This window comes from Streptomyces sp. NPDC059534 (assembly GCF_042743475.1).
Taxonomy (GTDB): Bacteria; Actinomycetota; Actinomycetes; order Streptomycetales; family Streptomycetaceae; genus Streptomyces.
Genome location: NZ_JBHWAQ010000002.1, coordinates 396,741 through 421,425, shown reverse-complemented (window position 1 = coordinate 421,425; position 24,685 = coordinate 396,741). Strand labels below are relative to the sequence as shown.

Sequence of the window (24,685 nt, the reverse complement as noted above, 5' to 3'; positions counted from 1 at the left end):
GACATTCGGGGGGCGCCGCGCTCAGTTCCGTACGTCGTTGTACGGGACGTCGAGGGGGTGATCCGGCCGGATCAGACCACCAGGGAGCGGTCCGTCGGGCGGATCGGGGCCGGCAGGGAGCTGGCTCCGGTCAGGTAGCGGTCCACGCCACGGGCGGCGGAGCGGCCCTCGGCGATGGCCCAGACGATGAGCGACTGACCGCGGCCGGCGTCGCCGGCGACGTACACGCCATCGACATTGGTGGCGAAGTCCGCGTCACGGGCGATGTTACCCCGCTCGTCGAGGTCCAGACCAAACTGGGAGACCAGGCCGTTCTCCACGTCCGTGCCGGTGAAGCCCATCGCGAGCGTGACCAGCTGGGCGGGGATCCTGCGCTCCGTGCCCGGCTTCTGGGTCAGCCTGCCCTCGACGAACTCGACCTCGATGAGGTGGAGGAACTGGACGTTGCCGTCCTCGTCGCCCTCGAAGTGGGTGGTGGAGACGGAGTAGACCCGCTCGCCGCCCTCCTCGTGCGCCGAGGTGACCTTGTACAGCATGGGGAAGGTCGGCCAGGGCTGGCCCGGGTTCCGCTCCTCGCCCGGCTTGGGCATGATCTCCAGCTGCGTGACCGAGGCCGCGCCCTGGCGGTGGGCGGTGCCGACGCAGTCGGCGCCGGTGTCGCCGCCGCCGATGACGACGACGTGCTTGCCCTCGGCGGTGATCGGCGGGGCCACGAAGTCGCCCTCGACGACCTTGTTGGCGAGCGGCAGGTACTCCATCGCCTGGTGGATGCCGGCCAGCTCACGGCCCGGGACGGGCAGGTCGCGGGCGGTGGTGGCGCCGGCGGCGATGACGACCGCGTCGTAGCGGTTGCGCAGCGCCGTCGCCGGCATGTCGCGGCCGATCTCGACGCCGGTGCGGAACTTGGTGCCCTCCGCGCGCATCTGCTCGATGCGGCGGTTGATGTGCCGCTTCTCCATCTTGAACTCGGGGATGCCGTACCGGAGGAGACCACCGATGCGGTCCGCGCGCTCGTAGACGGCGACGGTGTGGCCGGCCCGGGTCAGCTGCTGGGCGGCGGCGAGACCGGCCGGGCCGGAGCCGATGACGGCGACGGTCTTGCCGGAGAGGCGGTCGGGCGCCTGCGGCGTGACGTCGTTGGCGTCCCACGCCTTGTCGATGATGGAGACTTCGACGTTCTTGATGGTGACGGCCGGCTGGTTGATGCCGAGCACGCACGCGGACTCGCACGGAGCCGGGCACAGGCGGCCGGTGAACTCCGGGAAGTTGTTGGTGGCGTGCAACCGCTCCGACGCCGCCGCCCAGTCCTCGCGGTAGGCGTAGTCGTTCCACTCGGGGATCAGGTTCCCGAGGGGGCAGCCGTTGTGGCAGAACGGGATGCCGCAGTCCATGCAGCGTCCGGCCTGCTTGCTGATGATCGGCAGCAGGGATCCGGGAACGTAGACCTCGTTCCAGTCCCTGACTCGCTCGCCCACCGGCCGGGTCTCGGCGACTTCGCGCCCGGTGGTCAGGAAGCCCTTGGGGTCAGCCATTGGTCGCCGCCTCCATCATCTTCTCGGTCGTCTCGGCCTCGGAGAGACCGGCGAGCTCAGCGGCGTCCTTGGCGGCGAGCACAGCCTTGTACGTGGTGGGGATGATCTTGCTGAACCGGGCCGCCGCGGCGTCCCAGTCGGCGAGAAGCTTCTCGGCGACCGTGGAAGCGGTCTCCTCGAAGTGGCGGCGCACGACGTCGTGCAGCCACGTCCTGTCGGTGTCCGACAGGGTCTCGATCGCGCCGAGGTTGCCGGAGTTGACGTTGTCCCGGTCGAGGTCGACGACGTAGGCGACGCCACCCGACATGCCGGCCGCGAAGTTGCGGCCCGTCTCGCCGAGGACGACGGCCGTACCGCCGGTCATGTACTCGCAGCCGTGGTCGCCCACGCCCTCCGAGACGACCAGCGCGCCGGAGTTGCGGACGCAGAAGCGCTCGCCGGTGCGGCCGCGGAGGAAGAGCTCGCCGCCCGTCGCGCCGTAGCCGATGGTGTTGCCCGCGATGGTCGAGTACTCGGCCAGGTGGTCGGCGCCGCGGTCCGGGCGGACGACGACGCGGCCGCCGGAGAGGCCCTTGCCGACGTAGTCGTTGGCGTCGCCCTCCAGGCGGAGGGTGACACCGGCCGGCAGGAAGGCGCCGAACGACTGGCCGGCGGAGCCGGTGAAGGTGATGTCGATGGTGTCGGCCGGAAGGCCGGCGCCGCCGAACTTCTTCGTCACCTGGTGGCCGAGCATGGTGCCGACCGTGCGGTTGATGTTGCGGATCGCGACCTGGGCGCGGACCGGCTGGGCCTCCTCGGCGGTGGCCGCGTTCAGGGCCTCGGCGGCGAGCTGGATCAGCTCGTTGTCGAGGGCCTTCTCCAGACCGTGGTCCTGCTCGATCCGGGCGTGGCGGACCGCGCCCTCGGGCAGCTCCGGCACGTAGAAGAGCGGCTCCAGGTCGAGACCCTGCGCCTTCCAGTGCGTGACGGCGCGGCTGGTGTCGAGCAGCTCGGCGTGGCCGACGGCCTCTTCGATCGTACGGAAGCCCAGCTCGGCGAGGATCTCGCGGACCTCCTGGGCGATGAACTCGAAGAAGTTGACGACGAACTCGGCCTTGCCGGAGAAGCGGTCGCGCAGGACCGGGTTCTGGGTGGCGATGCCGACCGGGCAGGTGTCCAGGTGGCAGACGCGCATCATGACGCAGCCGGAGACGACGAGCGGCGCGGTCGCGAAACCGAACTCCTCGGCGCCGAGCAGGGCGGCGATGATCACGTCGCGGCCGGTCTTCAGCTGGCCGTCGGTCTGGACGACGATCCGGTCGCGCAGGCCGTTGAGCAGCAGCGTCTGCTGGGTCTCGGCGAGGCCGAGCTCCCAGGGACCACCGGCGTGCTTCAGCGAGGTCAGCGGCGAGGCGCCCGTTCCGCCGTCGTGGCCGGAGATGAGGACGACGTCCGCGTGGGCCTTGGAGACACCGGCGGCGACCGTGCCGACGCCGACCTCGGAGACCAGCTTCACGTGGATGCGGGCGACCGGGTTGGCGTTCTTGAGGTCGTGGATCAGCTGAGCCAGGTCCTCGATGGAGTAGATGTCGTGGTGCGGCGGCGGCGAGATGAGGCCGACGCCGGGCGTCGAGTGACGCGTCTTGGCGACCCACGGGTAGACCTTGTGGCCGGGCAGCTGGCCGCCCTCGCCGGGCTTGGCGCCCTGGGCCATCTTGATCTGGATGTCGTCGGCGTTGACCAGGTACTCGCTGGTGACGCCGAAGCGGCCGGAGGCGACCTGCTTGATCGCGGAGCGGCGCGCCGGGTCGTACAGGCGGTCCGGGTCCTCGCCGCCCTCACCGGTGTTGGACTTGGCGCCCAGCTGGTTCATGGCGATGGCGAGCGTCTCGTGCGCCTCGCGGGAGATGGAGCCGTACGACATGGCGCCGGTGGAGAAGCGCTTGACGATCTCGGAGACCGGCTCGACCTCGTCGAGGGAGATCGACGGGCGGTCGGAGGTGAAGCCGAACAGGCCGCGGAGCGTCATGAGGCGCTCGGACTGCTCGTTCACCCGCTCCGTGTACTTCTTGAAGATGTCGTACCGCTTGTTGCGTGTGGCGTGCTGCAGGCGGAAGACGGTCTCCGGGTCGAACAGGTGCGGCTCGCCCTCGCGGCGCCACTGGTACTCGCCGCCGATCTCCAGGGCGCGGTGCGCCGAGGCGACGCCGGAGACGGGGTACGCCTTGGTGTGACGGGCGGCGACCTCCTTGGCGACGACGTCGAGGCCGGCGCCGCCGATCTTGGTGGCCGTGCCGTTGAAGTAGGTGGCGACGAAGGTCTCGTCGAGGCCGACGGCCTCGAAGACCTGGGCGCCGCGGTAGGAGGCGACGGTGGAGATGCCCATCTTGGACATGACCTTGAGGACGCCCTTGCCGAGCGCGTAGATCAGGTTCCGGATGGCCTGCTCGGGCTCCAGGTCCTCGATGAAGGTGCCGGCGCGGACGAGGTCCTCGACGGACTCCATGGCGAGGTACGGGTTGACCGCCGCGGCGCCGTAGCCGATGAGCAGGGCGACGTGGTGGACCTCGCGGACGTCACCGGCCTCGACCAGCAGACCCACCTTGGTGCGCTGCTTGGTGCGGATGAGGTGGTGGTGGACGGCCGCGGTGAGCAGCAGCGAGGGGATCGGCGCGTGCTCGGCGTCGGAGTGCCGGTCGGAGAGCACGATGAGGCGGGCGCCGCCCTCGATGGCGGTGTCGGCCTCGGCGCAGATCGCCTCGATGCGGGTGGCGAGGGCCTCGCCGCCGCCGGAGACCCGGTAGAGGCCGGAGAGGGTCGCGGCCTTCATGCCGGGCATGTCGCCGTCGGCGTTGATGTGGATGAGCTTGGCCAGCTCGTCGTTGTCGATCACCGGGAAGGGCAGGGTGACGCTGCGACACGAGCCGGGGGCGGGCTCCAGCAGGTTGCTGCCGGGGCCGAGGGAGGAGCGCAGCGAGGTGACGAGCTCTTCCCGGATGGCGTCCAGCGGCGGGTTGGTGACCTGCGCGAAGAGCTGGGTGAAGTAGTCGAAGAGCAGCCGCGGGCGGGCCGACAGGGCCGCGATGGGCGAGTCGGTGCCCATGGAGCCGAGGGGCTCGCCGGCGGTGCGGGCCATCGGCGCGAGGATGACGCGGAGCTCTTCCTCGGTGTAGCCGAAGGTCTGCTGGCGGCGGGTGACCGAGGCGTGGGTGTGCACGATGTGCTCGCGCTCGGGGAGGTCGGAGAGCTCGATCTCGCCGGTCTCCAGCCACTCCGCGTAGGGGTTCTCGGCGGCGAGGGCGGCCTTGATCTCGTCGTCCTCGACGATGCGGTGCTCGGCGGTGTCGACGAGGAACATCTTGCCGGGCTGGAGGCGGCCCTTGCGGACGACCTTGGCGGGGTCGATGTCGAGGACGCCGACCTCGGAGGAGAGGACGACGAGGCCCTCGTCGGTGACCCAGTAGCGGCCGGGGCGCAGGCCGTTGCGGTCGAGGACCGCGCCGACCTGGACGCCGTCGGTGAAGGTGACGCAGGCCGGGCCGTCCCAGGGCTCCATCAGGGTGGAGTGGTACTGGTAGAAGGCGCGGCGGGCCGGGTCCATGGTCTCGTGGTTCTCCCACGCCTCCGGGACCATCATCAGGACCGCGTGCGGCAGCGAGCGGCCGCCGAGGTGGAGCAGCTCCAGGACCTCGTCGAAGGAGGCCGAGTCGGAGGCGTCCGGGGTGCAGATCGGGAAGATCCGGGAGAGGTCCTTGCCCTCGCCGAAGATCTTGGAGTCGAGCTGGGCCTCGCGGGCGGTCATCCAGTTCCGGTTGCCCTTGACGGTGTTGATCTCACCGTTGTGGGCGACGAAGCGGTACGGGTGGGCCAGCGGCCAGCTCGGGAAGGTGTTGGTGGAGAACCGGGAGTGGACCAGGGCCACGGTGGTGGCGCAGCGGCGGTCCGACAGGTCCGGGAAGAAGGGCTCCAGCTGGCCGGTGGTCAGCATGCCCTTGTAGACGATGGTGCGGGCGGAGAGCGACGGGAAGTAGGTCGCGGCCTCGCGCTCGGCGCGCTTGCGCAGCACGAACGCCTTGCGGTCCAGCGCGATGCCGGTGTGCTGTCCGTCGGCCACGAAGAGCTGGCGGAAGACCGGCATGGTGGAGCGGGCGGAGGCGCCGAGCAGCTCGGGGGCGACGGGGACCTCGCGCCAGCCGAGGACGTCCAGGCCCTCTTCGGCGGCGATCGTCTCGATCTTCGTGGTCGTCTCGTCCGTGCCGTCCTCGGGGAGGAAGGCGATGCCGACGGCGTACGCGCCGGCCTCGGGGAGCTCGAATCCGGCGACCTCGCGGAAGAAGGCGTCCGGGACCTGGAGCAGGATGCCGGCGCCGTCACCGGAGTCGGGCTCGGAGCCGGTGGCGCCGCGGTGCTCGAGGTTGCGCAGTACGGTCAGCGCCTGCTCGACCAGCGTGTGGCTGGCTACACCGGTGAGGGTGGCCACGAACCCGACACCACAGGCGTCGTGTTCGTTACGGGGGTCGTACATCCCCTGCGGAGCGGGGCGACCGTCCATGGGCGACCAGGCGTCGGAACGCATCGGCTCTCCCGTCGTCGTCGTGGCATATGCAAACTGCCGAGGGACGACGTTGGCCCTCCGCGAAATTTCGTGCAGGTTACATGATGGCTGGCTTCTCGCGAAGTGGATAGCTCATTCCAGCATGCGGACACCGCCGACACGCAGCGGTGGTGTGGGTTCACCTGTGGGGTGCGGTGACAGTGACTGTCCCGCGGGGACGGATCCAGGGGTCCGGACGTTCTCCGGAATCCGGTGGTCCGTCGCTGATCGGGCTTCGTTGCCCAGTGACGCTCATGCCTCATTCCCGTTGGTCACGAGTTCGAAACCGCTGGGTAACCGGCTACATATGTGGCGTCCTGCATAGTGTCTCACCGCCGCGACGGATCCGACCAGGGATATACGTCACAGCCGATCCGCGCCCTACGTCCCGAAATGGCGCCCCGAAATGACGAAAAGGCCCCTTTCGGGGGCCTCTCGGTCTTCTGCGGGGGTACGGAATCCGTTCCGGCGCGGATGCGGAATCCGCACCGCCACGGATGTCGCGGGGAACCGGCGCGACGGGGGTCGTCCGGCCGGACGACCCCCTACAGCGCCGCCCCGAAGAGCATGCCGAGCCCGTACGTGACGGCCGCGGCGGCTCCGCCCAGGACGAGCTGGCGCATCCCGCTGAAGAGCCAGCCGCGGGCGGTCACCCGGGCCACCAGCGCGCCGCAGGCGAAGAGCCCGAGGAGCGCGAGCAGGACGGCCGGCCAGAGCACGGTCGCGCCGAGCAGGAACGGCAGGACGGGGAGCAGCGCGCCGAGCGCGAAGGAGCCGAAGGACGAGACCGCGGCGACCATCGGCGACGGCAGGTCGTCCGGGTCGATGCCGAGCTCCTCGCGGGCGTGGATCTCCAGCGCCTGCTCGGGGTCCCTCGACAGCTGCATCGCGACCTCGCGGGCGAGAGCGGGCTCGACGCCACGGGAGACGTAGAGCGCGGCGAGCTCCTCCATCTCGTCGATCGGGTGCTTGCGCAACTGACGGCGCTCGACGTCCAGTTCCGCCTGGACGAGCTCGCGCTGCGAGGCGACGGAGGTGTACTCGCCCGCCGCCATCGAGAAGGCGCCGGCCGCGAGACCGGCGAGGCCGGTGATGACGACGGTCTGCGTGGAGACCGAACCGCCCGCGACACCGGTCATCAGGGCGAGGTTGGAGACGAGTCCGTCCATCGCGCCGAACACCGCCGGCCGCAGCCAACCGCCGTTGACGTCACGGTGGGTGTGGTTGTCGCGGTGGGCCTCGTGCAGTGGCGCCTGAGCTTCGATGATGGACATGGCTCTCCCCTCGTTCCGGCGGGCAGGGATGCACCCGCCGCCCCCAACTCCCTCGAAAATACGCGCGATGTAAGGGGTCCGCCAGCAAGGCAGGCCGTACTTACTAAGGCCCCCCTCACCCGGGCAGCGGATTCTGGCGGGGTGTCAGCCGGGTGACAGAGACGTTTCTTCGGCGAGTTCCCGGCCCGCGGTGGCACAGATCCAGGCATCGGGGCGCCACCGGTGCGCCCCATCCGAGGAAGGGGCCGCGAGATGGTGACCACCACGGCAGGCGACACGCGTGAACGGGCGAGAGGGGCGCTCCTCGGTCTCGCCGTCGGCGACGCGCTCGGCGCGCCCGCCGAGAACATGCGGCCCTCCGAGATCCGCCGCCGCTGGGGCCGCATCGAAGGCTTCGTGACGGACAGCCCGGCCGGCACCGACGACACCGAGTACGCCATCTTCTCCGCCCTGCTCCTCGCCCGGCACGGCTCGGCCCTCACCGTCCACGACGTGGAACGGGCCTGGCACCACTGGATCGCCGACCTCGACGAAGGCCCGTTCCGCGGCGCGGGCTTCTCCGAACGCGGCACCCTGGAGAACCTCCGCCGCGGCCTCGCCGCCCCCATCTCCGCCCAGCACCGGCACGCCTGGAGCGACGGCCTCGCCATGCGCGCCGCTCCCTTCGGCGTCTTCGCCGCCGGGCGCCCGGCCGAGGCCGCCCGGCTCGTCGCCATCGACGGCAGCGTCAGCCACGACGGCGAGGGCATCTACGGCGGCCAGGCGGTCGCGGCGGGCGTCGCCGCGGCGATGGCCGGCGCCGGCGTCACCTCGGTCATCGCCGCAGCCCTCTCCGTCGTCCCCATGGACTCCTGGACCGCCCGCTCCCTGCGCCGCGCGGTCGTCGCCGCCCAACGCGTCCAGCCCGACCCCCTCACCCGCGAACGCCAGGTCCGCTCCGCCGTCGTCATCGGCGGCTACCCCTGGACGGACCTCGCCCCCGAGGCCGTCGGCCTCGCCTTCGGCGCCTTCGCCGCCGCCCGCGGCGACTTCCGCACGGCCGTCCTCACCGCCGTCAACATGGGCCGCGACGCCGACACCACCGCCGCCGTGGCCGGCGCCCTCGCCGGCGCCATGTCCGGCGCCTCCGCCATCCCCGACGAGTGGGCCACCGCCATCGCCCCCGTCACCGGCAGCTGCCTCCCCTCCATGCGCGGCTACCACGTCCTCGACGTAGCCGACCTCCTCACCCCGGAGGACACCCCCACATGAACCCCACCCCACCCCCCAACCCCACCACCCCCGACGCCCCTACGCCCCCAGCCCTCCCGATCACCCCGGTCACCCGGGTCACCCCAGCTGCCCCGGCTGCCCCGGTAACCCCGACTGCCCTGGCTGCCCCCGCCACCCCTACGACCCCAGCTGCCCCGGCTGCCCCAGCTCCCCCAGCTGTGGGCAATCGTCCCGCAGGGCGGGACGGGTGGGCACAGCCCCCGGTGCGGGGCGCCGCCCCACAGCTCGACGCCCCACAGAGCCACCCCCCGGTGCCGGGCACCGACGGGCCGGACCTCGCGCCGCCGGACCTCGCCCACCAGACGGCCGCCGCCACCGCCCCCGCCCCGGTCCGCGGCACCGGTTCCTGGGGCGGCGCCCAGGAGGCCGCACGGCCAAGGACCCCGCGGAGGGCCGGCCGTGACGCGGTCGAGGGCCTGCTGCTCGGCCTCGCCGCAGGCGACGCCGCGGGGTGGCCGGCGGCGAGGCACCGCGCCGCCCGGATGCCGGAGTGGACGCGCCGCCTCACCCGCGAACTCGACACCTTCGCGGAGCAGAACGCGACGACGACCCTGCCCGTCCCCATCGCCCTCAACCAGCCCCCCGAGCCCCTCCGCCTGGGCCCGTCCGACGACGCCGAGTGGGCGGTCTTCACCGCGGAGGCGGTGCTGGCGGCCGACGGCCCCGTCTTCGCCGGCCTCCCTCCGGAGCGCCGGCTGCGCGCCGCCGTCGACCTGGCCTGGAACGCCCTCGCGGGCCAGGTGGCCGCCGCCGCCGACCGCGCGCCGGAGGTCGAGTCGGCCGTGCTCCCGCTCCGCGCCCGTATCTCGGTGCGTGCCGGGCTCGGCAATCTCGCGACCGGTCTGCGCCCGCCCGCCACCGGCCACGACAACCCGCACTTCTTCGACGACGCCGCCTGTGTGCGGGCCGCCGTGCTGGCGGTCGTCCATCCGGGCGATCCGCGTGCCGCCGCCGAACTGGCCGAGTTCGACGCCCGGTACACGCAGGACGGGGACGGTGTGCACGGTGCGCGCGCCATGGCGGCGGCGATCGCGGCGGCGCTCGGCGGGGCGGCGGTGGACGAGGCCGTGGGGGCGGCGCTCGCCGAACTCCCGCCGGTCACGGAGATCGGCCGCAACGCCCGGCACGCGGTGAAGCTGGCGCGGACCGCCGGTTCGGCGTTCGAACTGGTCCCGCTCCTGGAGCACCAGATCGTGGACCACGTGTACAGCTACGGCATCGCCGCCGCCGAGACCGTCCCGGTCGCGCTGGCCCTCGCGACGGCCGCCGGGGGTGAGATGACGGCGGCGGTGCCGGCCGCCGCCTGTCTCTCCCGGGTCGCCGACTCGGCGCCGGCGCTGGCGGGCGCGCTCACCGGCGCGCTGGGCGGCGGCCGTTCGGTGCCGGCGAGTTGGCGGGACGCCTGCCGGACGCTGGCGGGCTGCGCGCTGCCGCGGCTCGCGGGGACGGATCTGGTGGAACTCGCCGGGCTGCTCGGAGCCACTGAACCGGCCACCCCGGGTGGACAATTCCGGCATGACACCCACACTGGACGTCTCGCCGGCGAACGTGCCCCCGCTGGACGTGCCCACGCTGGATGACCGGATCACCGGAAGCCTCGTCGGGGCCGCCGTCGGCGACGCGCTGGGCGGCCCCGTCGAGGGCTACACCCCCGAGCAGATCCTGGAGCGCCACGGCGGCCGGGTCACCGGGATCGTCGGCCCCTGGAACGGCGGCGACTGGCGCACCGCCCGCCCCATCGCGCCGTACCACAAGGGCGACGGGCACGTCACCGACGACACCTTGATGACCCACGCCCTGATCCGGGTGTACGAGAAGGTCCGCGGCCATCTGGACGCGTACGCGGTCGCGGACCACCTCGTGCCCGAACTCATGGGCTCCCCCGTCTGGATCCCGGAGCTGGAGGCCGAGGCGCTCCCCCTCCAGCGCGTCTTCCTCGCCGAGAAGTGGATCGTGGCCCGGCTGCACTACGGCCATGTGGACCCCCGCGAGGCGGGAAACGGGAACATCGTCAACTGCGGTGCGGCGATGTACATGGCGCCGGTCGGGCTGGTCAACGCCGCCCACCCGGCGGCCGCCTATGCCGAGGCGATCGACCTCGCGGGGGCGCACCAGTCCTCGTACGGCCGGGAGGCCGCGGGCGTCTTCGCGGCGGCGGTCGCGGCGGCCTGCGCCCCGGGGGCCACTCCGGCCTCGGTGGTCGACGCGGCCCTGTCGCTGGCGAGGGACGGGACGCGGGCGGCGATCGAGGCGGTCGCCGAAGTCGCGGCCCGGCACACGGACTTCGAGTCCGCCCTGGCTCCCCTGCGCCGGGCGGTGGCCCCCTTCGACTCGGTCGGCCCCGACTACCGGGCCCCGTCCCTCGGCGCCCGCCGCCCCTCCCGGCTGCACGCGATCGAGGAACTGCCGATCGCGCTGGGCATGCTGCTCGTCGGCGAGGGCGACTTCCGGCGTACGGTCCTCGGCGCCGTCAACTACGGCCGGGACTGCGACTCGATCGCGACGATGGCCGGGGCGATCGTGGGCGCCCTGCGGGGCGAGTCCGCCGTCCCCGCCGTCTGGGCGAAGCAGGTGGCGGAGGCGAGCCGCCTCGACCTGCACGCCCCGGCGACGGCCCTGACCGCGGTCGCCCGGGAGGTCTTCGCCCGGGACACCGCCCTGCGCCGGACGCACGAGTCGGCGTTCTCGGCCCTGACGGGCATGGACCGGTGACCCTCCGCGTCACCTGGGTCCAGCCGGAGGACCTGGTGGGCCACGAACTCCGCCAGGCCGCGGAGGACGGCCGCGACGCCCGCGCCGTCGCGGCCCGCTGGTCGGCGGCGGGCGGCCCGCTCGCCCCGGCGGCCGCGGGCGCCTCCGCGATCCCCCGCCCGGACCTGCGCGGCCTGGCGGAGGAGCTCCTGGACGCCCTGGCCTCCCTGCCCGCTCCCCTGGCGGAGCGCGAACCGGCCTCCCTCCCCGGCATCCAGGCCCTGGCGGCGACCGCTCCCGCGGCGCGGGGCGGTCGTCCCACCGGTCGGGATCCCGGGCTCCTCGACCGGCTGCACGCCGCCTGGCTGGGCCGGGCCGCCGGGTGTCTGCTCGGCAAGCCCGTCGAGAAGCTGCCCCTTCCGGCGATCCGGGCACTCGCCCGCGCCGCCGGCAACTGGCCGCTCGCCGACTGGTTCACCGCGCGCGGCGTGCCCCGGGAGCTGCTCGACGCGCACCCGTGGAACCGCCGTTCGGCCGCCACCTCCCTCGCCGAGAACATCGACGGCATGCCCGAGGACGACGACCTCAACTACCCCCTCCTCGACCTGCTGCTCCTGCGGCGGTTCGGCCGCGGCTTCACGACCGCCGACGTGGCCCGCCTGTGGCTGGACGAGCTCCCGGCCGGCCGGACGTTCACGGCCGAGCGCGTCGCCTACCGCAATCTCCTCGACGGCGTCGAACCGCCGCTGACCGCCGTCCGCCGCAACCCGTTCCGGGAGTGGATCGGTGCGCAGATCCGGGCCGACGTGCACGGCTGGACCCATCCGGGCGACCCGGCCGGCGCCGCCGCGCAGGCATACCGGGACGCGGCGCTCACGCACACGGCCAACGGGATCTACGGCGCCATGTTCGTCGCCGCCGTCCTGGCCGAGGCGGCGGCCGGCACCGCCGACGTCCATCGGGCGCTCGCCGCGGGCCTCGGTGTGATCCCCCCGCGCTCGCGTCTCGCCGAGGGCGTCCGGCTGGGCATCGCCGCCGCCCGCGCCACGGCCGACTTCGACACGGTCGTGGACCGGCTGCACGCCGAACTCGGCGGGTACCACTGGGTGCATGCCGTCCCCAACGCCGCGCTGCTCGCCGCCGCCCTCACCCACGCCGACGGCGACTTCTCCCGCTCGGTCTGCGCGGCGGTGTCGGGCGGCTGGGACACCGACTCCAACGGCGCCACCGCCGGCTCGGTCGCCGGGCTGCTGGCCGGGCACCCCGACCGGCTGCCGGAACGCTGGACCGCCCCTCTCAAGAACCGCCTGGCGACCTCGGTCGCGTCCTTCGACGGCATCGGCTTCGACACCCTGGCCGAACTGACACACACGGAGGCAGTACGCCCATGACCAGCATCGTCGTGCTCGGCAGCACGAACATGGACCTCGTGGCCTACGTGCCGAAGGCCCCGGCCCTCGGCGAGACGGTCACCGGCCGTTCCTTCCGTACGATCCCCGGCGGCAAGGGCGCCAACCAGGCCGTCGCCGCCGCCCGCGCGGGCGCCGAGGTGGCGATGATCGGCGCGGTCGGCGCGGACGACTTCGGGGCGCGGCTCCGGGCCACGCTGGAGCACTGCGCGGTCGACACCGACCTGCTGCGCACCGTCGAGGGATCGTCCGGCACCGCCCACATCGTCGTCGACGACGAGGGCGGCAACGCGATCGTCGTCGTCCCCGGCGCCAACGGCACCGTCACCTCCCTCACCCACGGCGACGAGGCCCTCATCGGCACCGCCGACATCCTGCTCCTCCAGCTCGAACTCCCCCTCTCCGTCGTCGTCGAGGGCGCCGTGACCGCCCGCCGCCTCGGGGTCCGCACGGTCCTGACCCCCGCCCCCGCGCAGCCGCTGCCTCCCGAACTCCTCGCCGCCACCGACCTGCTGGTGCCCAACGAGCACGAGGCCGCCGCACTCACCGGGTTCACCGACCCGCGCGCGGCCGCCCGGGCGCTGCTGCGGGACGTCCCCGAGGTGGTGATCACCCTGGGCGCGGCCGGCAGCCTGTACGCCGTGCGCGGCGCCGAACCGGTCACCGTGCCCGCCCCCCGGGTACGGGCCGTGGACACCACCGGGGCGGGCGACACCTTCGTCGGCGCCCTCGCGGTCGCCCTCGGCAACGGCCGGCCGGCCCCGGAGGCGCTCGCCTGGGCCCAGACCGCGGCCGCGCTCTCCGTCCAGCGCGAGGGCGCGTCGACCTCGATGCCGTACCGCGTCGAGATCGAGGCGGCCTTCCTCTCCCCCCACATCCTGGAGGCCGACGCCGTATGACCGTCCACGCAGCGGCCACCGCGCCCGCGACCCCCGCCGCTCCTCTCCACGGGCTGCGCGTCCTGGATCTCGCCACGCTCTTCGCCGGCCCGCTCGCGGCCATGATGCTGGGCGACTTCGGCGCCGACGTCGTCAAGGTCGAGCATCCCCGCAAGCCCGACCCGTCCCGCGGCCACGGGCCGGCCAAGGACGGCATCGGTCTCTGGTGGAAGGTCCTCGGCCGCAACAAGCGGACGATCACCCTCGACCTGTCCTCGCCGGGCGGCCGCGACACCCTGCTGGCGCTCGCCGCCGACGCGGACGTGATCGTGGAGAACTTCCGCCCCGGCACCCTGGAACGCTGGGGTCTGGGCTGGGAGGAGCTCTCCACCGTCAACCCGCGGCTGGTCCTCGCCCGCGTCACCGGCTTCGGCCAGTTCGGCCCGTACGCCCATCGTCCCGGCTTCGGCACCCTCGCCGAGGCGATGAGCGGTTTCGCCGCCATCACCGGCGAGCCCGACGGCCCGCCCACCCTGCCCCCCTTCGGTCTGGCCGACTCGATCGCCGCCCTCGCCACCGCGTACGCGGTGATGACCGCGCTCACCGCGAGGACCACGACCGGCCGCGGCCAGGTCGTCGACATGGCGATCATCGAACCGATGCTCGCCGTCATCGGACCCCACCCCCTCTGGTACGACCAACTCGGTTACGTCCAGCCCCGGACCGGCAACCGCTCCCGCAACAACGCCCCGCGCAACACGTACCGGACCGCCGACGGTTCCTGGGTCGCCGTCTCCACCTCCGCCCAGTCGATCGCCGAGCGCGTGCTGCGCCTGGTCGGCCGCCCGGAGCTGATCGACGAGCCGTGGTTCGCCGACGGCGCGGGCCGGGCCGCGCACGCGGACGTCCTGGACGAGGCGGTCGGCTCCTGGATCGCCCGCCACACCCGCGACGAGGCGATGGCGGCCTTCGAGAAGGCGGAGGCGGCCATCGCCCCGGTCTACGACGTCCGGGACGTCGTCGCCGATCCGCAGTACCAGGCCCTCGGCACGGTCACCGAGGTGCAGGACCCCGAACTCGGCCCGATCAAGATGCAGAACGTGCTCTTCCGGCTCTCCGAGACCCCCGGGGCGATCCGCTGGCCCGGTCGCCCCCACGGCGCCGACACCACGGCCGTCCTCACCGAACTCGGCCTCACACCCGCCGAGATCGACGCCCTCCGCGACCGGGGTGCGGTATGAGCGCCGTGACCGGCGCGCCGGGGGTCGACGGTCTCGGCCTGGCCCGCACCCCCCTCACCTGGTTGTACGCCCCCGGCGACCGGCCCGCGGTCGTCGCCAAGGCCCTGTCCGCCGGGGCCGACGTCGTCATCGTCGACCTGGAGGACGCGGTCGCCCCGCACCGCAAGGCGTACGCCCTCGACGCCACGGCCGATCTCCTCGCCGACATCCACCGCGTCCCGGTGCACGTCCGCGTCCACTCCTCGCACGACATCCCCACCCTGGCCCCCCTCCCCGGCCTCTGCGGTCTCCGTCTGCCCAAGGTGACACACGCCACTGACATCCACCGGATCGCCGATCTGGCCCCCGGTCTTCCCCTCTACCCGCTCCTGGAGAACGCCCTCGCCCTGGAGAACGCCTACGCCATCGCCACCGCCCACCCCGCCGTCCGGGGCCTCGCGCTCGGCGAGGCCGACCTCCGCGCCGACCTGGGCGTGCGGGAGGACAGCGGGCTCGACTGGCCGCGCGGCCGTGTGGTGGTCGCGGCCCGCGCGGCCGCCCTGCCGCCCCCGATCCAGTCGGTCCATCCCGACATCGCCGACCTGGACGCCCTGGCCGCCGGCTGCGCCCGGGGCCGGGCTATGGGCTTCCTCGGCCGGGCTGCGATCCACCCGCGCCAGCTCCCGGTCATCGAGCGGGCCTATCGGCCCACTCCCGAGGAGGTCGACGCGGCGCTGGAGGTCATCGAGGCGGCCGCGGCCGGGCAGGGGGCGCTGGCCCTCCCCGACGGCCGCTTCGTCGACGCCGCGGTCGTGGCGGGCGCCCACCGGGTCCTCGCCCTCGCGTCCCGTACGGCCTGAGCCCGGATACGCGAAGGGGCCGCCGGTACCTCTCGGTCCCGGCGGCCCCTCGACTGCGGACGGATCAGCTCTTGGCGGCCGATCCGGCGCCGTTGCCGGCACCGTGTTCCTCGTTCTCCGCGGCGTCGTCCCGGACGGAGTCCTCGGGCTCCCCGCCCGCGACGTCGTCCTCGCCCTTCGCGGACGCCTCGTCCTTCGCCGACTTCGCCGACTTCGCCGACTTCTCGGAGCCCTCGGAGTCCTCGGAGGTCTCGGACTTCTCCGCCTTCGGTTCCACGATCTCCTCGCGTCCCGGCCGCAGCCGCGACGAGACCACGATGTAGACCACCGCGAGCACGAAGACGATGATCGCCGTCCACACGTTCAGCCGCAGGCCGAGCACGTGGTGCGCCTCGTCGACGCGCAGGTACTCGGTCCAGACACGGCCCGCGCAGTACGCGGCCACGTAGACCGCGAAGGCGCGCCCGTGGCCGAGCTTGAAGCGCCGATCGGCCCAGATCACGAGGAAGCCGACGCCGACGCACCAGAGCGACTCGTAGAGGAAGGTCGGGTGGTAGAGCCCGGCCTCGCGGTTCGCCCCCTCGGTGATCTTCAGGGCCCAGGGCAGGTCGGTCGGCCGGCCGTAGAGCTCCTGGTTGAACCAGTTGCCCCAGCGGCCGATGGCCTGGGCGAAGGCGATGCCGGGGGCGATGGCGTCCGCGTACGCCGGGAGCGGGATGCCCCGTCGGCGGCAGCCGATCCAGGCACCGACCGCGCCGAGCGCGATGGCGCCCCAGATACCGAGGCCGCCCTCCCAGATCTTGAAGGCGTCGACCCAGTTCTCACCCTCGCTGAAGTACAGCTGGTAGTCGGTGATCACGTGGTAGAGGCGTCCGCCGACGAGGCCGAAGGGCACCGCCCAGACGGCGATGTCGGCCACGGTGCCGGCAGTGCCGCCCCGGGCGATCCAGCGCTTGTTGCCGTACCAGACGGCGACGAAGACACCGATGATGATGCAGAAGGCATAGCCGCGCAGCGGGATCGGTCCGAGGTTGATCACGCCGGTCGACGGGCTGGGAATATAGGCAAGGTCCATGGCAGGACCGACGCTACCCTGCCGGGCGGGCGGGACGGCAGCCCACCCGGCAACGTATGGGTAACTAACCCCGCCGGAGGCGGCTCAGCCGGCCGAGGGCGAGGCCGTGGCGGCCTTCTTGCCCTTGTTGGCCTCGGCGACCCACTTCTTCAGGTTCTCCGGGGAGATCTGCTCGTTCCCCTTGGTCGGGAAGATCGATTCGCCGTTGAGGAGGACCGACGGCGTGCCGCGGAAGCCGCCGTTCTGGAATGCCTCGTTCGACTTCGCGACCCAGCTGTCGTGCGTGCCGTCCTGCACGCAACCGCGGAACTCCGGCGTGTCGAGCCCCGGCACCTTCGCCGCCAGCTCGATCAGCTTGTCGTTCTTGCCGAAGGCGTCGTCCGTCTCCGGCGGCTGGTTGCTGTAGAGCGTGTCGTGGTACGCGGTGAACTTCCCCGCGTCCTGGGCGCACGCGGCCGCGTTCGCCGCGCGCAGCGAGCCGCTGCCGCCCATGTTCCCGTCGATGAGGGTGGCGAGGTGGTACTCGGCCTTGAGCGCGCCGGACGCCTCGAGCTCGTGGATGGTGTCCCGCATGACGTTCTCGAACTGGGCGCACGCCGGGCAGCGGAAGTCCTCCCAGATCGCGAGCGTGGACGGGGCGTCCGCCCGGCCCGTGGGGATCGCGGGCTTGTCGCCCTCGATCGATCCGGTCGGCGCGACCACCGGGCCGGCCTTGTCGGAACCGCCGTCCTTGTCGCTGTTCGCGGCGATCACCCCGACGACCGCGGCCAGGCCGAGGACCCCGACCACCGCCGCGGACACGATCAGGACGCGCCGCTGCTTCTCGCGTGCCTTGTCGCGCTCGCGCTGCTGCTGGAGGCGCTCCCGCGCGCTCCGGTTACCGTCACCACGGTTGTTCTCGCTCACGCCTCAGGAACGAACCGGGGAGGCGCGTACGCGCCTCCCCGGTCGCAGGTCCACCCGAATGGGTTACGAAACGCGGCGGACACCCTCGGCGAGTTCGCCCGCCAGTTCCCTTACGGCGGCGAGCCCGGCGGCCTCGTCGCCGTCGGCGTCGAGGATGCGCTGCACGAAGGCGGAACCGACGATGACGCCGTCGGCGAAGCCGGCGACCTCCTTGGCCTGGGCGGCGTTGGAGACGCCGAGGCCGACGCAGACCGGCAGCTCGGAGGTGGCCCGGGTACGGCGGACCAGGTCGGCGGCCTGTTCGCCGACCGACGCGCGGGTGCCGGTGACGCCCATGCGCGAGGCGGCGTAGACGAAGCCGGAACCGGCCGCCGTGATGGTGGCCAGCCGCGCGTCCTTGCTGCTCGGCGCGACGACGAAGACGGTGGCGAGACCGCGCTTGTCGGCGTGCTCGCGCCACACGGCCGACTCCTGGACCGGCAGGTCGGGCAGGATGCAGCCCGCGCCGCCGGCCGCGGCGAGCTCCTCGGTGAAGCGCTCGATGCCGTAGCGGTCGATCGGGTTCCAGTACGTCATGACGAGGACCGGCTTGCCGGTGGCCTCGTGGGCCTCGCGGACCGTCCGCATGACGTCGGCGATCTTGACGCCGCCGCGCAGGGCGATGTCGTCGGCGGTCTGGATGACCGGCCCGTCGAGGACCGGGTCGCTGTGCGGGAGACCGACCTCGACCACGTCGGCGCCGCCGTCGAAGGCGGCCTTGATCGCCGCGATGCCGCCGTCGACGGTCGGGAACCCGGCCGGCAGATAGGCGATCAGCGCGGCACGGTCCTCGGCCTTCGCCTTGGCGAGGGTGTCACCGAGCAGCTGGATGTTTCCGGTCGTCACTTGGAGCCCTCCCCGTCGTACAGCCCGAAGTAGCGGGCGGCCGTGTCCATGTCCTTGTCGCCGCGTCCCGAGAGGTTGACGAGGAGCAGGGCGTCCTTGCCCAGCTCCTTGCCGACCTCCAGGGCCCCGGCGAGGGCGTGCGCCGACTCGATGGCCGGGATGATGCCCTCGGTACGGGAGAGCAGCCGAAGCGCCTGCATGGCGGCGTCGTCGGTGACGGCGCGGTACTCGCCGCGCCCGCTGTCCTTGAGGTACGCGTGCTCCGGGCCGATGCCCGGGTAGTCGAGGCCCGCCGAGATCGAGTACGGCTCGGTGATCTGGCCCTCCTCGTCCTGGAGGACGTAGCTGCGCGAACCGTGCAGGATGCCGGGCTCGCCGGCGGTGAGGGTGGCCGCGTGCTCGCCGGTCTCGACGCCGTGGCCGGCCGGCTCGCAGCCGATCAGGCGGACGCCCGCGTCCGGGACGAACGCGTGGAAGAGGCCGATGGCGTTGGAGCCGCCGCCGACGCAGGCGATCGCCGCGTCGGGCAGCCGCCCGGCGCGCTCCAGGAGCTGGCGGCGGGCCTCGACGCCGATGACCCGGTGGAAGTCGCGGACCATGGCGGGGAAGGGGTGCGGGCCGGCCACGGTGCCGAACAGGTAGTGCGTCCGGTCGACGTTCGCGACCCAGTCGCGGAACGCCTCGTTGATGGCGTCCTTGAGGGTGCGGCTGCCGGACTTGACGGCGATGACCTCGGCGCCGAGCATCCGCATCCGGGCCACGTTCAGGGCCTGGCGCTGGGTGTCGACCTCGCCCATGTAGATGGTGCAGTCGAGGCCGAACAGGGCGCAGGCGGTGGCCGTGGCCACGCCGTGCTGGCCGGCGCCGGTCTCGGCGATGACCCGCGTCTTGCCCATGCGCTTGGTCAGCAGCGCCTGGCCGAGCACGTTGTTGATCTTGTGCGAGCCGGTGTGGTTCAGGTCCTCGCGCTTGAGGAAGATCCGGGCGCCGCCCGCGTGCTCGGCGAACCGGGGCACCTCGGTCAGGGCGCTCGGACGGCCCGTGTAGTTGACCATCAGGTCGTTGAGTTCGCGCGCGAACTCCGGGTCGGCCTTCGCCTTGTCGTACTCCACGGCGACCTCGTCCACGGCGGCGACGAGCGCCTCCGGGATGAACTTGCCGCCGTAGTCGCCGAAGTAGCCCTCGGCGGACGGGACCTGGCCTTCCAGGTCCGGGATGAAGAACTCGCTCGACATGCGGATGCTCCTCGCGGGGCGGGTGCCCCGGGATACGTGTGGTTGATGGTCACGTTATGCGCGCGCCACGCTCACGTACGGCAACACGGTCGGCCGCCGGGCCGCAGCCTTGGCCGAGTCCGCCACCTGCCGCCCTCGCCCACCGCCCGGGTGGGCAATCGTCCCGCTGTGCGGGACGGGTGGGCATACGGGGCGGCGCCCATGGCGGGCGCCTCCGCCCCTTGTACCGACCCGCGCAAGCACTGCGGCGCGCACGGGGGGCGGGTTCAGGCGCGGAAGCCCAAGCCCGGCACGGGGCGCCGTTCCGTTGTGCCCACCCGTTCCGCCCCAGCGGAACGGGTGGGCACAACGGAGGGGCGGAGCTGACGGCCAGGGCCTGAACGGCTAGGCGTTGCTGGTGTTCGTGAAGGTGCGCGCCAGGCGCGGGCGCCATCGCATGCCGTTGACCTGGCCGGGCTCGGAGCCGATGACGTAGCGGACCCGGCGGCCGTGGACACGGCGGGCGGGCGCGCGGCAGCCACGCGGTCGGCAGCCCCTGGCCAGCGGGGCGTGCTTGGAGACGGGAGCGGCGGCCGTACGGAGCCGGCCGCGGCGGCCCGAGGCGTCCGCGGGCACGACCGGGCCGCCCGGGGCGAAGCCCAGGGCGGTCGGCGTGGCGCGGACGAGGGTCATGGCGCGGTCAGCTCCGGCCGTGCCGGAGGGCCGGGTGGGCGCCGGCGGCGACCAGGTCGGCGACGGCGGCCTTGGGGTCGCGGCCGGTGACCAGGGACTCGCCGACCAGGACCGCGTCGGCGCCGGCGTTGGCGTAGGCGATGAGGTCGTGCGGGCCGCGGACGCCGGACTCGGCGACCTTGACGATGTGCGCCGGGATCTCGGGGGCGACGCGCTCGAAGGTGGTGCGGTCGACCTTGAGGGTCTTGAGGTTCCGCGCGTTGACGCCGATGATCCGGGCGCCCGCCTCGACGGCGCGCTCGGCCTCCTCCTCGTCGTGGACCTCGACCAGCGGGGTCAGCCCGATGGACTCGGCACGCTCGATGAGGGAGACCAGCGCCTCCTGCTCCAGGGCGGCGACGATGAGGAGCGCGAGATCCGCTCCGTACGCCCGGGCCTCCCAGAGCTGGTAGGCGGTGACGATGAAGTCCTTGCGCAGGACCGGGATGTCGACCCGGGCCCGGACGGCTTCGAGGTCGGCGAGCGAGCCGCCGAAGCGGCGCTGCTCGGTGAGGACGGAGATGACGGCGGCGCCGCCCGCCTCGTAGTCCGCGGCGAGTCCGGCCGGATCGGCGATCGCGGCGAGTGCCCCCTTGGACGGGCTGGAGCGCTTGACCTCGCAGATCACCTTGACGCCGTCTCCGCGCAGTGCGGCGACGCCGTCCTTGGCCTGCGGCGCCTTGGCGGCGCGCTCCTTGAGCTCGTCGAGGGTGACCCGCGCCTGTCGCTCTGCGAGGTCGGCGCGTACGCCTTCGATGATCTCGTCGAGCACACTCACGCGAGGGCCCCCTTCCGGGACGGTGATGGTGGTGATGAAACAGGTTCAGCCACTTCGATCCTATCCGCAGGACGGCCCCGGACTCGCATCGGCCGGAGCGGCGTCCCATCTGCTGGGACTCCCGTCGGGGTCCCCGAGGGCCCGTAGCGGCCCCTCAGGGGGCCAGGACGGAGCCGAAGGGAAGGTTCCGGACGAGGGTGAAGAGGGCGAGGACGGCCCCGATCCCCCACCACCAGACCGGGGGGATCGCCAGGCGCATCGGCTGCCCGCGGGCGGCGCGAATCAGCCAGACGACCATGACGACGGCGAAGAGTCCGTAGCCGACGACGGCCAGGGCGTTGGCGCCCAGGGCGGCCGGCAGGTCGCCGGTGACGAAGGCGTGGGCGCTGCGGAGTCCGCCGCACCCGGGGCAGTACACGCCGGTGAAGCGGAGCAGCGGGCAGACGGGGTAGTGCCCGGGTTCGTTGGGGTCGACGGTCCCCACGTACGCGAACGCGGCGGCGACCCCGACGAGCGTCCCGACCGGCGCGAGCAGCCGCCGGGCGAGCGACCGGGGCGGCGGCGGCGCGTACCCGGGTGGCGGGTACCCCGGCGGTGCGTGGCCCGGCGGTACGTGGCCCTGAGGTACGTGGCCCTGCGGCCTGGACGGCCCGGACACCGCCGGCGCGTGCCCCGGCGGTGCGTCCCCCGGCGGGGTGGATTCACCCGGTCGGGTGGGGGAATCGTCGGTCACGGCTCCGGCCGTCGGGTGCGTGTCCACCCGGTGATTCTCGCCCCTGACGCGCGAGGGCGCAGCCCGGCACGGCCGGACTGCGCCCTCGGGTTCGTCGTGTCGCGTCAGGAACGGGCCTGCGCGGTCGCGGCCTCGCGGGCGGCGACGACGGCGGCCGAGTCCTTCGGCATGCCGAGGCCCGCCGCCTTCATCCCGCCGCCGACGATGCCGCCGAGGACGATGACACCCATGCCGGCCCAGAAACCGGGCACGTTGGCGGCCACCATGAAGACGCCGGCGATGCAGAAGCCGATGAAGGAGATGATGACACCGGTCCAGGCGGCCGGGGTGTGTCCGTGGGCGCTGCCCGCCATGAGTTGCTCCTCGTTGCAGTTGCTCGATGGTGAGGTCTCGCGTGCGCGGACACTCTGCGCTCATTGTCCCGCACACGGGCGCGCGGGGATGAATCGGGGGTGCCGCGACGATCACGCGTCGCGGCCGGCCCGGCGCTCAGCCTCCGTGCGTGGGGTCCTCGCCGCGGTCCAGGGCCTTCCACAGGTCCTCGGGCCGGTCCGGGTCGGCCGCGGCGGCGGCGCGCCCGGCGCGCGGGTTTCCGGTCCGCTCGTAGCGGCCGCCCATCCCGGGCCAGTTCTTGCCGAAGCGCAGGGCGAAGAGGCCGGCGAGCAGGATGAGGACGGCGCCGGCGGCGGTCACGTACGGCCAGGCGGTGTGGGTCAGGCCGGCCACGGCGGCCGCGGTGTCGCCGCTGATGCGGGCGGCCTCGGCGTCGAGGGCGGCGCTGTCGGAGGCGCCGAGGAACGCGGCGAGCGCGGCACCGGCGCCGCTGAGCGCGAGGAGCGCGGCGACGAGGGTGCGGCCGGTGCGGCGGACGGCGAAGACGGCGAAGAGGGCGGCGAGGCCGACGATCGCGAGAGCGGTCGGCACGCCGGTGACGGCGCCGCCGTCGGCCTCGACGGGGACGCTGCCGCCGCCGACGGACGCGGTGCCCTCGGCCCAGATCTGGCCGGCGGAGAGCAGGACGACGGTGGCGCCCAGGGCGCCGAGGAGGAGGGCCGCGGCCAGGCTGCGACGGCCGCCGGTGGGGACGGCCGCGCGGGCGGCCCGGGGCTGGGGTACGGGTACGGCACTCACGTACCCCACTATCCCCTACGTGCTCAGTTGCCGTTCATCCGGTTGGCGGTGTGGACGGCCCGGAGTACGGCCGCGGCCTTGTTGCGGCACTCGTCGTCCTCGGCGACCGGGTCGGAGTCGGCCACGACACCCGCTCCGGCCTGCACGTACGCCGTTCCGTCGCGGAGCAGGGCGGTGCGGATGGCGATGGCGGTGTCCGCGTCCCCGGCGAAATCGAGATAACCGACACATCCGCCGTACAGGCCGCGGCGGGAGGGTTCGAGCTCCTCGATGATCTGCATCGCGCGGGGCTTGGGCGCGCCGGAGAGCGTGCCCGCCGGGAAGCAGGCGGTGAGGACGTCGAAGGCGGTCCGTCCCTCGGCGACCCGGCCGGTCACGGTGGAGACGATGTGCATGACGTGCGAGTACCGCTCGATCGACATGAAGTCGACGACCTCCACCGAGCCGGGCGCGCAGACCCGGCCGAGGTCGTTGCGGCCGAGGTCGACGAGCATGAGGTGCTCGGCGCGCTCCTTGGGGTCGGCGAGCAGTTCCTCGGCGAGGTCGTGGTCCTCCTGCGGGGTGGCGCCCCGGTGCCGGGTGCCGGCGATGGGGTGGAGCATCGCCCGTCCGTCCTCGACCTTGACGAGGGCCTCGGGGCTGGATCCGACGACGTCGAAGCCGTTCTCGAAGCGGAAGAGGTACATGTACGGGGAGGGGTTGGTGGCCCGCAGGACCCGGTAGACGTCGAGCGCGGAGGCCGCGCACGGGGTCTCGAAGCGCTGCGAGGGCACGACCTGGAACGCCTCGCCGGCCCGGATGCGCTCCTTGATGTCCTCGACGGCGTCCTGGTAGGCCGGGCCGCCCCAGAGGGCGGAGAACTCGGGCAGTTCGGAGGCCGGGAGGGCGGTGGGGGCGGTGGCGACGGGGCGGGCCAGGTCGGCCTGCATGGCGTCGAGGCGGGCGACGGCGTGCGCGTACGCCTCGTCGACGCCGGTCTCCAGGTCGTTGTGGTTGATCGCGTTGGCGATCAGCAGGACCGAGCCGTCCCAGTGGTCGAGGACGGCGAGGTCGCTGGTGAGGAGCATGGTGAGCTCGGGGAGCTCCAGGTCGTCCCGGGTCGAGTCGCCGATCCTCTCCAGGCGGCGGACGATGTCGTATCCGAGGTAGCCGACCATGCCGCCGGTGAACGGGGGCATCCCGGACGCGAGGTCGCGGGGGGTGTGGAGGGTCTCGACGGTGGCGCGCAGGGCCTGGAGGGGGTCGCCGTCCACGGGGACGCCGACGGGCGGGGTGCCGAGCCAGTGGGCCTCGCCGTCCCGCACCGTCAGGGTGGCGTCGCTGCGCACTCCGATGAAGGAGTAGCGGGACCAGGAGCGGCCGTTCTCCGCGGATTCGAGGAGGAAGGTGCCGGGCCGTTCGGCGGCGAGCTTGCGGTAGAGCCCGACCGGGGTGTCGCCGTCCGCGAGGAGCCTGCGGCTGACGGGGATGACGCGGCGGTCGGCCGCCAGCTTGCGGAAGGTCTCGAGATCCATGGCGCCAG

Annotated in this window: 20 protein-coding genes; 7 read left to right on the top strand and 13 right to left on the bottom strand. The window is 73.2% G+C overall.

Going from position 1 to position 24,685, the window contains the following annotated elements; translation table 11 throughout:
* Positions 1–71: 71 nt before the first annotated feature.
* The 3 genes from ACFVZH_RS04210 to ACFVZH_RS04200 form a co-directional block, all read right to left on the bottom strand.
* Positions 72–1,532: a glutamate synthase subunit beta gene (locus ACFVZH_RS04210; RefSeq protein ID WP_384892867.1), complete on the bottom strand. Its 1,461-nt coding sequence runs from the start codon at positions 1,530–1,532 to the stop codon at positions 72–74.
* Positions 1,525–6,087 (bottom strand): glutamate synthase large subunit, encoded by a 4,563-nt coding sequence (gene gltB / locus ACFVZH_RS04205; protein ID WP_384892864.1) that lies wholly within the window; start codon positions 6,085–6,087, stop codon positions 1,525–1,527. Before gltB ends, ACFVZH_RS04210 begins: the two co-directional genes overlap by 8 nt.
* Positions 6,088–6,650: 563 nt before the next feature.
* On the bottom strand, positions 6,651–7,379 hold the full coding sequence (locus ACFVZH_RS04200; RefSeq protein ID WP_384892861.1) for a VIT1/CCC1 transporter family protein: 729 nt from the start codon (positions 7,377–7,379) through the stop codon (positions 6,651–6,653).
* 252 nt (positions 7,380–7,631) lie between these two features.
* Between ACFVZH_RS04200 and ACFVZH_RS04195 the strand changes: the two genes are divergently transcribed.
* From ACFVZH_RS04195 to ACFVZH_RS04165, 7 genes are all read left to right on the top strand, one after another.
* Positions 7,632–8,630 (top strand): ADP-ribosylglycohydrolase family protein, encoded by a 999-nt coding sequence (locus ACFVZH_RS04195; protein WP_384892858.1) that lies wholly within the window; start codon positions 7,632–7,634, stop codon positions 8,628–8,630.
* A gap of 272 nt (positions 8,631–8,902) precedes the next feature.
* Positions 8,903–10,231: an ADP-ribosylglycohydrolase family protein gene (locus tag ACFVZH_RS04190; RefSeq protein WP_384892855.1), complete on the top strand. Its 1,329-nt coding sequence runs from the start codon at positions 8,903–8,905 to the stop codon at positions 10,229–10,231.
* Positions 10,167–11,363: an ADP-ribosylglycohydrolase family protein gene (locus ACFVZH_RS04185; RefSeq protein WP_384892852.1), complete on the top strand. Its 1,197-nt coding sequence runs from the start codon at positions 10,167–10,169 to the stop codon at positions 11,361–11,363. The genes ACFVZH_RS04190 and ACFVZH_RS04185 overlap by 65 nt, the downstream gene beginning before the upstream one ends.
* Positions 11,360–12,733, top strand: coding sequence for an ADP-ribosylglycohydrolase family protein (locus ACFVZH_RS04180; RefSeq protein WP_384892849.1), 1,374 nt, complete (start codon positions 11,360–11,362; stop codon positions 12,731–12,733). The genes ACFVZH_RS04185 and ACFVZH_RS04180 overlap by 4 nt, the downstream gene beginning before the upstream one ends.
* Complete coding sequence (gene rbsK, locus ACFVZH_RS04175) at positions 12,730–13,650, top strand: ribokinase (RefSeq protein WP_384892846.1); 921 nt, start codon at positions 12,730–12,732, stop codon at positions 13,648–13,650. Before ACFVZH_RS04180 ends, rbsK begins: the two co-directional genes overlap by 4 nt.
* Positions 13,647–14,870, top strand: coding sequence for a CaiB/BaiF CoA transferase family protein (locus ACFVZH_RS04170; RefSeq protein WP_384892843.1), 1,224 nt, complete (start codon positions 13,647–13,649; stop codon positions 14,868–14,870). Before rbsK ends, ACFVZH_RS04170 begins: the two co-directional genes overlap by 4 nt.
* On the top strand, positions 14,867–15,709 hold the full coding sequence (locus ACFVZH_RS04165; RefSeq protein WP_384892840.1) for an HpcH/HpaI aldolase/citrate lyase family protein: 843 nt from the start codon (positions 14,867–14,869) through the stop codon (positions 15,707–15,709). Before ACFVZH_RS04170 ends, ACFVZH_RS04165 begins: the two co-directional genes overlap by 4 nt.
* A 64-nt stretch (positions 15,710–15,773) precedes the next feature.
* On the opposite strand, the gene lgt is transcribed toward ACFVZH_RS04165, so the two are convergent.
* The 10 genes from lgt to ACFVZH_RS04115 all read right to left on the bottom strand — a co-directional run bounded on the left by lgt (position 15,774) and on the right by ACFVZH_RS04115 (position 24,677).
* Positions 15,774–16,784, bottom strand: a complete 1,011-nt coding sequence (gene lgt, locus ACFVZH_RS04160; protein ID WP_384892837.1) for a prolipoprotein diacylglyceryl transferase — start codon at positions 16,782–16,784, stop codon at positions 15,774–15,776.
* Positions 16,785–16,868: 84 nt separating this feature from the next.
* Positions 16,869–17,690, bottom strand: a complete 822-nt coding sequence (locus ACFVZH_RS04155; RefSeq protein ID WP_384892835.1) for a DsbA family protein — start codon at positions 17,688–17,690, stop codon at positions 16,869–16,871.
* A 63-nt stretch (positions 17,691–17,753) separates the two neighbouring features.
* A complete protein-coding gene (trpA, locus tag ACFVZH_RS04150; protein ID WP_384892832.1) occupies positions 17,754–18,575 on the bottom strand; it encodes a tryptophan synthase subunit alpha in 822 nt (273 codons plus the stop codon).
* Positions 18,572–19,810, bottom strand: coding sequence for a tryptophan synthase subunit beta (trpB, locus tag ACFVZH_RS04145; RefSeq protein ID WP_384892829.1), 1,239 nt, complete (start codon positions 19,808–19,810; stop codon positions 18,572–18,574). The genes trpA and trpB overlap by 4 nt, the downstream gene beginning before the upstream one ends.
* Positions 19,811–20,194: 384 nt before the next feature.
* Positions 20,195–20,482, bottom strand: a complete 288-nt coding sequence (gene trpM / locus ACFVZH_RS04140) for a tryptophan biosynthesis modulator TrpM (RefSeq protein ID WP_384892826.1) — start codon at positions 20,480–20,482, stop codon at positions 20,195–20,197.
* A 7-nt stretch (positions 20,483–20,489) separates the two neighbouring features.
* Positions 20,490–21,299: an indole-3-glycerol phosphate synthase TrpC gene (trpC, locus tag ACFVZH_RS04135; protein ID WP_384892823.1), complete on the bottom strand. Its 810-nt coding sequence runs from the start codon at positions 21,297–21,299 to the stop codon at positions 20,490–20,492.
* A gap of 154 nt (positions 21,300–21,453) precedes the next feature.
* Positions 21,454–22,059, bottom strand: coding sequence for a DUF2752 domain-containing protein (locus ACFVZH_RS04130; RefSeq protein ID WP_384892820.1), 606 nt, complete (start codon positions 22,057–22,059; stop codon positions 21,454–21,456).
* Between the two features lie 77 nt (positions 22,060–22,136).
* Positions 22,137–22,385, bottom strand: a complete 249-nt coding sequence (locus tag ACFVZH_RS04125) for an HGxxPAAW family protein (protein ID WP_384892817.1) — start codon at positions 22,383–22,385, stop codon at positions 22,137–22,139.
* Between the two features lie 136 nt (positions 22,386–22,521).
* On the bottom strand, positions 22,522–23,172 hold the full coding sequence (locus ACFVZH_RS04120) for a TIGR02234 family membrane protein (RefSeq protein WP_384892815.1): 651 nt from the start codon (positions 23,170–23,172) through the stop codon (positions 22,522–22,524).
* Between the two features lie 14 nt (positions 23,173–23,186).
* Positions 23,187–24,677: an anthranilate synthase component I gene (locus ACFVZH_RS04115; protein WP_384892812.1), complete on the bottom strand. Its 1,491-nt coding sequence runs from the start codon at positions 24,675–24,677 to the stop codon at positions 23,187–23,189.
* Between the last annotated feature and the right edge of the window lie 8 nt (positions 24,678–24,685).

Coding starts and splice junctions, on each gene's coding strand:
- rbsK (WP_384892846.1), top strand. CDS start 12,730: ATGACCAGCATCGTCGTGCTCGGCAGCACGAACATGGACCTCGTGGCC.
- ACFVZH_RS04170 (WP_384892843.1), top strand. CDS start 13,647: ATGACCGTCCACGCAGCGGCCACCGCGCCCGCGACCCCCGCCGCTCCT.
- ACFVZH_RS04200 (WP_384892861.1), bottom strand. CDS start 7,379: ATGTCCATCATCGAAGCTCAGGCGCCACTGCACGAGGCCCACCGCGAC.
- trpM (WP_384892826.1), bottom strand. CDS start 20,482: ATGACCCTCGTCCGCGCCACGCCGACCGCCCTGGGCTTCGCCCCGGGC.
- gltB (WP_384892864.1), bottom strand. CDS start 6,087: ATGCGTTCCGACGCCTGGTCGCCCATGGACGGTCGCCCCGCTCCGCAG.
- ACFVZH_RS04195 (WP_384892858.1), top strand. CDS start 7,632: ATGGTGACCACCACGGCAGGCGACACGCGTGAACGGGCGAGAGGGGCG.
- ACFVZH_RS04185 (WP_384892852.1), top strand. CDS start 10,167: ATGACACCCACACTGGACGTCTCGCCGGCGAACGTGCCCCCGCTGGAC.
- ACFVZH_RS04125 (WP_384892817.1), bottom strand. CDS start 22,385: ATGGCGGGCAGCGCCCACGGACACACCCCGGCCGCCTGGACCGGTGTC.
- ACFVZH_RS04210 (WP_384892867.1), bottom strand. CDS start 1,532: ATGGCTGACCCCAAGGGCTTCCTGACCACCGGGCGCGAAGTCGCCGAG.
- ACFVZH_RS04115 (WP_384892812.1), bottom strand. CDS start 24,677: ATGGATCTCGAGACCTTCCGCAAGCTGGCGGCCGACCGCCGCGTCATC.
- ACFVZH_RS04165 (WP_384892840.1), top strand. CDS start 14,867: ATGAGCGCCGTGACCGGCGCGCCGGGGGTCGACGGTCTCGGCCTGGCC.
- trpB (WP_384892829.1), bottom strand. CDS start 19,810: ATGTCGAGCGAGTTCTTCATCCCGGACCTGGAAGGCCAGGTCCCGTCC.
- lgt (WP_384892837.1), bottom strand. CDS start 16,784: ATGGACCTTGCCTATATTCCCAGCCCGTCGACCGGCGTGATCAACCTC.